Origin of the sequence: Arsukibacterium sp., assembly GCF_041616895.1 — a bacterium.
Classification (GTDB): domain Bacteria; phylum Pseudomonadota; class Gammaproteobacteria; order Enterobacterales; family Alteromonadaceae; genus Alishewanella.
In genome coordinates, this window is record NZ_JBFJPY010000160.1 from 1 (window position 1) to 4,008 (window position 4,008).

Below are 4,008 nucleotides of genomic sequence, written 5' to 3' on the forward strand. Positions count from 1 at the left end.
CAGGCCCGGCATCAAAAAACGCCCCTTACCATCAATACGGGTTGCATCATCCGGGACAGGCAGTTCTGTTGCCATGCCAACTGCAATAATCCGGTCGCCCTTCACGACTACCCTTTGGTCACGAAGTAGCCTCAGCTCAGGCGAAACCTGAGCTGAGGCCATTGGCAACACATGAACATGGTCAAATACGGTAATTTTTGAAGCATCAGCCAATGCTGGCAGCGCAAATAGCAAGCCCAGTAAACTCGTTGTCACGACAGTCCTGCTAAATGCCATAATCACGTCTCTTCTCATTTTATTTTCCTCATTTACCGAAATTTTCAAACCACAGCTCAGGTTTGGCGGCAATAAAATTAGGACACCGCCTTCGGCTAAACTTTTTTTGCCTGCTCAATAGCAGCTTGTATAAATATCTCGCTCATCGTGCGCCCTTTCCTTTGAACATAAGGTGTTTACTGTCCTCGATTGAGCTTATACTACAGTACGTCGTTACGTCACTAAAGGTTTGTATGGACAAGTCACTGGATCAGCAGCATTTAAGCGCTTCGCTTCGAAGGCTTGCTGAGCAGAAGCTCAGTAATGGCTCTGCGCAGTTAAAGACATCCTTTGTCGCCAGCCAGGATGCATTGGGCGTTTTGTACCGGCTTAGTAGTAGCGCCATCACCGCCAGTGACGGCTTGAAATTATTGCATGAACTGCAAGTTCATCAGGTAGAGCTAGAGTTGCAATTGGAACAACTGCAATGCAATGAACGCCAATTTGACCATGAATTTACATGTTACCAGCAGTTTTTTGCCATGAATCCGGTTGCTTGCTTAACTATAAGTACAGATGGCACAATTACTAACGGTAATGCCGCCGCGACCCGCCTTTTTACAGACCCGACAGAAGCTCAACCTGAACACCCATTGCCACAACATCTGCAAGAGTTGTCACAGAACTTGTCGCAGCAAAACTGTCAGCAGCTGGTTGGTCGCTCAATGCTGTCGCTGCTCAATGCCAACTGCCGGCCTCTATATAGTGCAGCTCTAGCCAGGGTGCAACGTAATCACCAACGTGCCACCTTGCTTGTTGAAAAAGCAACAACATCAGCCTGCTCGCAAAGTGTCACAGGTGCAAATAGTATGCGTCTGACCATTAATATGAGCCCGGATTATAACGCTATTCTGATAATGCTAACGTGAGTCATGATCTGAAGCCGGCCAAAGCAGTGAAAACCCTACCCGGTATTGTCGGCATTGGCGCATCAGCTGGTGGGCTGGACGCACTGGATAAGTTTTTGTCACATACGCCACCAGACACTGGCCTGGCCTGGATTGTTGTCCAGCATATGGACCCAACCAAAAAAGCCATGTTGCCGGAACTCCTGCAACGGACAACCAGCATGAAAGTGCGACAAGCCAAACAAGGCATGCCTATTTACGCTAACCAGGTGTATGTGATTGCGCCAAATACCGAGCTCAGGGTGCAAAATGGCTTACTAAAACAGACTAAACCCCAAGAGCCAAGGGGTATGCGCCTACCAATAAATATATTGTTTAAGTCACTCGCTGCCGAGCTTGGCGAAACGGCCATCGGGGTCATTTTATCTGGCATGGGCAGTGATGGTACCCTTGGTCTACAGGCCATTTACGCGGCGGGCGGCCTGACTGCAGTTCAACATCCTGAATCAGCCCAATTTAACTCAATGCCTGTAGCCGCTATTGCTGAGGACTGTGTCGACATCATTGCCAGCGCGGCTGAGTTGCCAGCACGCATTTTATCTGTTCTGGCACAGGTACCACAGCTCAGAGTAACATCCGCCAAGCAGCACAGCACTGAAACGCTACCCTGTCCCACCATGGTTTCAGACAACGCACTGCAGCAGATAATAAGCGGGTTACAGCGACATAACCGACATGACTTCTCACTTTATAAAACCAGTACCTTACAACGGCGGATTGAACGACGAATGGCTATTCATGCGTTGGATTCTATGCAGCAATATGCTGATTTTCTTCGTGATAACCCACAGGAAAATGAGTTACTGTTTAAAGAACTGCTGATTGGCGTGACTCAGTTTTTCCGAGATACTGAGGTTTGGGATTATCTGGCAAACCATGCTCTGCCGTCATTGCTTGAGCGGCAAAACGGCAACTCGGAACTGCGAGCCTGGAGTATTGGCTGCTCAACCGGCGAAGAGGCTTATTCGCTGGCCATAGTATTTTGCCTGCTACAGCAAAGCCAGCCAGAATTTAAAAAGTTTAGTTTAAAAATTTTTGCTTCTGATCTTAACCCGGATGCCATAACCAGAGCCCGCCGTGGTCAATATTCGTTAACAATATGCGAGCACATTAGCGCACAGCGACTAAAACAGTTTTTTATCCGGCATGACAGTTATTACCAGATCAGCCAACATATCCGCGATATGGTGTTATTTGCTCAGCACGATGTGATTTTGGACCCGCCGTTCACCCGGCAGGATTTTATTATCTGTCGCAACCTGCTAATTTATTTTGATGCAAAGTTACAACACAGGTTAATGCCGCTATTACACTATAGCCTTTGTCGTAACGGAATTCTGCTGCTGGGCAGTTCTGAAACCATTGGCCGTTTCGATGATTTATTTGTGCCTCTGCAGTCAAAAATGCGCTTTTACCAGCGGCAGGAGCCCGTGGTCAATAACAGCCGCAATTTGCCAGTACATTCCTTTCCCCCTTTATCAACCTTAGCCAAGGAGCATCCGGTGGCCACCAACAAAACACTTTCTGTGCCAAGCGATAACCTGCAAACAGCCGCCGATCGGGTGCTGCTGCAAGTTTACGCCCCTCCAGCAGTGGTAGTGAATGGCGACGGTGACATTGTTTATATCAGCGGGCGCACCGGTAAATATCTTGAGCCGGCCGCCGGCAAAGCCAATTGGAATTTTCATGCGATGGTGTGTGAAGGCCTGCGGGCGCCGCTCGCCATGGCACTGCAACAGGTTGCAACAAAACAAACAGAAAAAAAGGCTGAGCCGTTGCAACTCTATCGCTTGCCGCTGACTACCGGCGACAACAGCCAGCTGGTAGATGTGACGGTGCAGTTACTGCGGGAACCGGCAACACTAAACGGTATGACCATGATTGTATTTCGCGACGTGCCCCATAACGATTTGCTCACACCAGCTGCAGGTAGCGATGCGTCAGTGGCAGCAATGCAGCAACAATACCTCGCGGAAATTCAGACGTTACGGGAAGAGACTCGTACCTCTAAAGAAGAGCTGCAATCGAGCAATGAAGAGCTGCAATCAACCAACGAAGAACTGCAGTCAACGAACGAAGAGCTAACAACATCTAAAGAAGAAATGCAGTCAATGAATGAAGAGCTGCAAACCATTAATACCGAATTGCAGACCAAGCTGGACGATTTGGCGTTGGCACAGAGCGATCTGCAAAATACTCTTAACAGCGTTGAAATCGCTATTTTGTTTTTAGATCAACACCTCAATGTGCGCCGCTATACCGATCGCGCAGCCAAAATCATTAACCTGCGGGAAAGCGATTTGGGTCGGCCGCTGAGCGATCTAACGAGCTGTTTGCAGTATCCAACCCTGCATGAAGATGCCCAGGAAACTTTACGAACACTTAAATTCTGTGAGAAACAAATACCAACAAATGATGAGCGCTGGTTTTCAGTACGGATAATGCCCTACCGGACCTTGGATAACATGATAGATGGCGTGGTTATTACTCTGGTAGATATCAGTGCCACCAAAAAACTTGAAGCGGCACTTCGCGAAAAGTCAGAGCACTAGATAACAGGACTATCGCGCCACCCTATATTACTTTTGAATAGCGTTGCTGACCACGGCTCAGGTAGGCATCGAAGCAGGCGCAGATGCTGCGTACCCAAAGCCTGCCGGCAGGGTTTACTTTTATTTGCCCTGCAGTAACTTCCACCAGACCATCTTCAACAAACGGCTGCAGCTGTTCTAATGCCTCGCTAAAGTAACACCAGAAACCCGTAAGCTGCCATTGCTGACAAAAC

2 protein-coding genes and 2 pseudogenes are annotated in these 4,008 nt (G+C 48.4%); 2 read left to right on the forward strand and 2 right to left on the reverse strand.

The annotated features are described in order from the left end of the window. Window positions 1–294, reverse strand: a pseudogene (locus ABY802_RS16120) (amidohydrolase); the annotation flags it as partial. A gap of 215 nt (window positions 295–509) precedes the next feature. Between ABY802_RS16120 and ABY802_RS16125 the strand changes: the two are divergent. After that, window positions 510–1,184 carry a hypothetical protein gene (locus ABY802_RS16125; RefSeq protein ID WP_372628145.1) on the forward strand — a complete coding sequence of 225 codons (675 nt, stop codon included), beginning with the start codon at window positions 510–512 and terminating at the stop codon, window positions 1,182–1,184. Window positions 1,185–1,210: 26 nt separating this feature from the next. After that, entirely contained in the window at window positions 1,211–3,775 is a 2,565-nt protein-coding gene (locus ABY802_RS16130) for a chemotaxis protein CheB (RefSeq protein WP_372628146.1), read from the forward strand. A 22-nt stretch (window positions 3,776–3,797) separates the two neighbouring features. Here the strand turns inward: ABY802_RS16130 and ABY802_RS16135 are convergent. Then, window positions 3,798–4,008 (reverse strand): annotated as a pseudogene (locus ABY802_RS16135) (oxygen-independent coproporphyrinogen III oxidase); the annotation flags it as partial.